General features: G+C 29.6%; 7 protein-coding genes. 5 read left to right on the forward strand and 2 right to left on the reverse strand.

The features are described 5' to 3' along the window. Positions 1-119: 119 nt before the first annotated feature. Entirely contained in the window at positions 120-323 is a 204-nt protein-coding gene (locus E6248_RS13020; protein WP_136005109.1) for a DUF1657 domain-containing protein, read from the reverse strand. Between the two features lie 237 nt (positions 324-560). Between E6248_RS13020 and E6248_RS13025 the strand changes: the two genes are divergently transcribed. From E6248_RS13025 to spoVAE, 5 genes are read left to right on the forward strand one after another with little or no spacing between them, the layout of a single operon-like run. Next, complete coding sequence (locus E6248_RS13025) at positions 561-767, forward strand: DUF1657 domain-containing protein (protein ID WP_136005107.1); 207 nt, start codon at positions 561-563, stop codon at positions 765-767. 12 nt (positions 768-779) lie between these two features. Beyond that, positions 780-1,640, forward strand: a complete 861-nt coding sequence (locus tag E6248_RS13030) for a DUF421 domain-containing protein (RefSeq protein WP_316341224.1) — start codon at positions 780-782, stop codon at positions 1,638-1,640. Positions 1,641-1,653: 13 nt separating this feature from the next. Continuing rightward, on the forward strand, positions 1,654-2,133 hold the full coding sequence (spoVAC, locus tag E6248_RS13035; protein WP_316341225.1) for a stage V sporulation protein AC: 480 nt from the start codon (positions 1,654-1,656) through the stop codon (positions 2,131-2,133). After that, on the forward strand, positions 2,134-3,135 hold the full coding sequence (gene spoVAD, locus E6248_RS13040; protein ID WP_316341226.1) for a stage V sporulation protein AD: 1,002 nt from the start codon (positions 2,134-2,136) through the stop codon (positions 3,133-3,135). It abuts the gene before it with no gap. Between the two features lie 14 nt (positions 3,136-3,149). Further along, positions 3,150-3,503, forward strand: coding sequence for a stage V sporulation protein AE (gene spoVAE, locus E6248_RS13045; protein WP_316341227.1), 354 nt, complete (start codon positions 3,150-3,152; stop codon positions 3,501-3,503). 89 nt (positions 3,504-3,592) lie between these two features. Here spoVAE and E6248_RS13050 read toward each other — a convergent pair whose 3' ends face one another. Continuing rightward, entirely contained in the window at positions 3,593-4,489 is an 897-nt protein-coding gene (locus E6248_RS13050) for a DMT family transporter (protein WP_316341228.1), read from the reverse strand. Positions 4,490-4,991 lie beyond the last annotated feature (502 nt).

Here is a 4,991-nt window from a genome sequence, read left to right on the forward strand (position 1 = left end):
TCGCATTATCGCTTAAATTAAGAATTTAAAATTATTGCTGTAATTCTTATAAAATTACTAAACTTAATTATTCACTCTTAATTTTTCATTATGTGACAGCACCTTTTTATTTATGAACCTTATTTATTATATTGTGGTTCTTGTTGTTTTACAAAATCAAGTCTTGACTGTAGTGATTGCTCAACACCAGACATTGTATTTGCAAGCTGATTAAACATTTGCTTTGCTTCTTGATTATCTGTATCTAAAGAAAATGTCTTCATATCAGCAGCTAAACCTTTTGCACTAGCTAATGCTGTTTCTATTTTAGTTCCTGTTGGCATAATAAAACCTCCTCTACAAATTTCTTTTGCAAATATATTTTTGTACAATCCAAATTTAAATATTCTTAAAACTCAAATGAAAAATATCCCTTTATTAATTTATAGTCATTAAAGTTATTGTATTAACCTCTTTATACTCCATTAATAATTATTTCTATTAAGTAGTGAATTAAAATTAGCTATAAAGGTTAAATTAACATCGTAAGGAATTTTATTAATAAAAAAGGAGAAATTTATATGACAGCTATTTCAAAGGTAAAACAAACATTAGCTACCTTAAAAGGTGCTGAAGCTACATTAGATATGTATTACCTGCAAGAACAAAATAAAGAATCTAAAAATATATACAAGGAAGCTTCTATGGAGTTAGATAAAATAAAGGTAGACTTAGAACAAAGAATTGGATTTATGGAGTTTGAAGAACCACAATATAAGGGCAACTAAGTGAGGTGAAATATGGATACTTGGTTAATAGTTTTATTTAAATCAATAATTCTATTTTTTATAGCAATTATAATAACAAGATATATGAAGAGAAAAACATTAGCTAGAGCTACACCTTTTGATTTTATTTCTTATAGTGTAGTTGCAGTTTTAATTCCACTAATTTCTTTAGATATTATAAGTAATTTCTATTTTGGAATCATTACATTATTAATTTGGGCAATGATGCCCCTTGTGCTAGATTTTGCATCTATGAAAAGTAAGACTATTTATAATTTACTACATGGTAAAGAAAGAGTTTTAATTAAAAATGGTAAAATCATGGAAGATAACTTATCTAAAGAAAGAATTACAGGACAAGAGTTTTTACAAATAATGCGCTCTAAAAATGCTTTTAATTTAGCAGATGTAGAATTTTCTTTATTAGAAACTAATGGTGATATAAATGTTAGTTTAAAAGCTGATAAGAAACCGGTAACCTCCTATGATTTAGGTAAGAAGGTTCCTCAGAAATCTGAACCACAAGCTGTAATTTTAGATGGAAACATATTGAATGAAGGTCTTACTAATGCAGGATTAAACATAGGTTGGCTTAATACACAACTCGAGGCTCAAGGAGTTCCTTTAGAAAGTGTTTTCCTAGGGCAAGTAGATTCTTCAGGGGATTTATACTTAGATCTCTTTGATGATATGATTCAAGTTCCAAAAGCTCAAGTTAAGGATATGCTATATGCAAGTCTTTTAAAGTGTCAGTCTGATTTAATGTCCTACTCCTTAGATACAGATAACGAAGAAGCTAAAAATATGTATTCTAAAAATGCTAAAAAATTAGAAGAACTAATAAATAAATTAGAACCCTATTTATTACGTTAGAAGGTGAATTATTATGTCAAATATGAAAAAGAAAAAAATGACTTCCGCTCAGCAACAATATGATGATTTAGTAAAAGCAATAGAACCAAAAAGACCAATTTTAAAAAACTGTATAAGAGCCTTCTTAGTTGGTGGAGGAATTTGCACTATAGGTCAAGTAATTAATTGGCTTTATATAAATTATTTAAACTTTGATGAAAAGACAGCTATGACCCCTACTTTAATAACACTAATATTTTTTTCAGTGTTATTTACAGGCCTTGGAGTTTATGATCACTTAAGTCAATGGGCTGGTTGTGGAACTGCTGTACCAATAACAGGTTTTGCAAATTCAATAGCTTCAAAATCAATTGAACATAAAAGTGAGGGATTTGTCCTAGGTGTAGCTGGTAATATGTTTGGTTTAGCTGGAGCCATAGTTGTGTACGGAATAGTTGCTGCCTTTGTTGTAGCTACAATAAAAATGACTATAGTCTGGTTAGGAGGAATGTAAATGCTAAAAGGACATCAATCATGGATTTTTGAATCAAAACCCACAATAATATCTTCTGCTGCTGTTGGTGGCCCCTTCGAGGGAAATGGTGCTTTAGCTAATGACTTTGATATAATTACTGAAGATTTATGGCTTGGTCAAGATAGCTATGAAAAAGCTGAAAAAGTTATGTTAGAACATGCTTGTAATAGAGCTATCGAAAAAGCTAATTTACAAAAAGAAGATATAAATTTTTTCTTTAGTGGAGACTTAATGAATCAAATTATAACTAGTAGCTTTGCTGCAAGAACTTTAGCCATTCCCTATCTCGGAATATTTGGTGCATGCTCAAGCTCTATGGAAGGTTTAGCTTTAGCTGCACAACTTATAGAAAGCAAGGCTGCAAAATATGTTTTAACTTCTGCAAGTAGTCATAATGCTGCAGCAGAAAAGCAATTTAGATATCCTACAGATTATGGAGTTCAAAGACCACCTACAGCTCAATGGACTGTTACAGGTGCAGGAGCTGCTGTTCTAGCAGAAAGTGGTGATGGCCCCAAAGTTACATCAGCAACTATAGGTAGAGTTATCGATATGGGAATATCTGATCCCTATAATGTAGGTGCTGCTATGGCACCAGCTGCTGTAGATACTATTGAAGCTCATTTTAGAGATTTAGATATAGATGCCACACACTATGACTTAATTGCTACTGGAGACTTAGCAAAGGTTGGTCATGAAATTGCTAATGCATTATTTAAAAAGCATAAAATTAATATGCCTGAAGATATTTTTACAGATTGCGGTTTATTAATATATACTAAGGATCAACCAAGCTTTTGTGGAGGAAGTGGTTGTGCTTGCTCTGCTACAGTTACATATGGACACTTACTTAATCGTATGAGAAAAGGAGAACTTAAAAAGATATTAGTTGTAGCAACTGGTGCTCTAATGTCTCCTATCTCCTTCCAGCAAAAAGAAAGTATCCCTTGCGTAGCTCATGCTGTTTCTATAGAAATGTAAAAGGGTGTGATATTATGGAAAAGTTTATTTTCGCCTTTATTGTAGGCGGTATTATTTGCGTTATTGGTCAACTTATAATGGATATCTTAAAAGTAACTCCAGCTCATACTACTTGTACTTTAGTTGTAATTGGAGCAATTTTAGGTGGATTTGGATTATATGATCCTTTAGTAAAGCTTGCAGGTGCAGGCGCTTTTGTACCTATTAGTAGTTTTGGTAACACATTAGTCACTTCTGCTATTACAGAAGCTGAGCAAACTGGATTTATAGGAATATTTTCAGGTATACTAAAAACTGTAAGTGGCGGTGTTTCTGCTGCTGTAGTATTTGGATTCTTTGCTGCCATTATATTTAAACCTAAGGGATAAAAATGGAGCTGTCTTATACAGCTCCAAATTGCTAACTAATATATAAATAAGAAACTCCCCTTACCTACTACTTGTAGACTATTATTTTTTTATATTTCTATCTTAGCTTCTATGTGTTTTCCTTTTAATTTTGATTCTAGTGCTAAGTATGTAATAGAAATTAAGATAATTATACACCCTAGAATCTTATTTAAGTTTAAAACTTCTTTAAAGATAACTACTCCACTGATAACACTAGTAACAGGTTCAAATAAAGAAAATATAGCTGCTGATGTAGAGCCTATAATAGAAACCCCTATTTGAAAAGAAACTATTCCTACTATTGATGCTAATAGTGAGCATATTATAATAATTATATAAGCTTTAAGTGGTAAGTTGAAGTTTATATATCCTCCAAAGAAGTTACCAATAAACATTTGTAATGAAGCAAATGTAACTATGTAAAAAGTCAACTTGTAGTGATTAATCTTAACTAATCCCTTCTTATCAATCCATAATACATAAAATGCATAAGTTAGCCCTGATATTAATGCCATTAATGCTCCTGTAATATTTCCGCTGTTGTTTATATCCATAAAAAACATTACTCCAAAGAATGCTATTACTAATGATAATACCTTTCCAATACCTAATGTTTCTTTAAAAATAAATTTGCATGCTAATGCAATAAATATAGGATACATAAAATGTAATGTAGTTGCAGCTCCTATACCTATATAAGAATATGAACTATACAACAATCCTATTGTTAAAGCAACTCCTATTAAACTTAAAATAAATATATTACTTGCTTCTCTCTTTTCTATATTCAAAGGGATCTTTTTAACCTTTAATATCAAAAATAGAAATGGTATTGCAAATAAACTTCTAAAAAACGTCATAGATAATGCATTGTTTCCCAAGTCATATGTAATATTAGCTAGAGCTGGAGTGAATCCAAAAATCACTGCTGAAAGAATAGTAAATAAAACACCTTTAATCTTCATATTATCGCCTTCAATCATAAAATGTATTTTTATTAAATATGTATTAAATGTAGCAAATAATATTTTAACATAAATTTAGATTAATTTAATAACCTTAAATAAAAAAACTATACTAAGTCTAGTTTTAAAATACAAAAATATCACACATTATATAATTCATAAGATATCACGATATAATTACTTGTTATTTTTATAAAGTTATACTTATACTAAGAAGTATAATTGAACTCTAAGATAGAATTACAAAGATCTTATACCAGGCTTATCCTTCTATAAAATTAGATACACAATCCTATGCAGTCACTTCAAATATCATTTATACTCATTTAAAACAAACATAACTAAATCATCATTAAAATAATAATATAAGATCTATTAAGCTATTAGTATAAATAATCAGATCATCATAAATTAAAGGTTTAGTTGTTTTAATTATTCCATCTAAATTAAACTGAATATCCTTTATATACTTAAGAAGATAAATCTTACTATTAGTATATCC

The sequence above is a fragment of the Clostridium sp. genome, assembly GCF_032552055.1.
In the GTDB taxonomy this organism is placed as follows: Bacteria; Bacillota; Clostridia; order Clostridiales; family Clostridiaceae; genus Clostridium.

What these genes read in the sequence shown, in the direction of transcription:
- E6248_RS13020 (WP_136005109.1), bottom strand. Translation starts at nt 323, where the DNA reads ATGCCAACAGGAACTAAAATAGAAACAGCATTAGCTAGTGCAAAAGGT.
- E6248_RS13025 (WP_136005107.1), top strand. Translation starts at nt 561, where the DNA reads ATGACAGCTATTTCAAAGGTAAAACAAACATTAGCTACCTTAAAAGGT.
- E6248_RS13030 (WP_316341224.1), top strand. Translation starts at nt 780, where the DNA reads ATGGATACTTGGTTAATAGTTTTATTTAAATCAATAATTCTATTTTTT.
- spoVAC (WP_316341225.1), top strand. Translation starts at nt 1,654, where the DNA reads ATGTCAAATATGAAAAAGAAAAAAATGACTTCCGCTCAGCAACAATAT.
- spoVAD (WP_316341226.1), top strand. Translation starts at nt 2,134, where the DNA reads ATGCTAAAAGGACATCAATCATGGATTTTTGAATCAAAACCCACAATA.
- spoVAE (WP_316341227.1), top strand. Translation starts at nt 3,150, where the DNA reads ATGGAAAAGTTTATTTTCGCCTTTATTGTAGGCGGTATTATTTGCGTT.
- E6248_RS13050 (WP_316341228.1), bottom strand. Translation starts at nt 4,489, where the DNA reads ATGAAGATTAAAGGTGTTTTATTTACTATTCTTTCAGCAGTGATTTTT.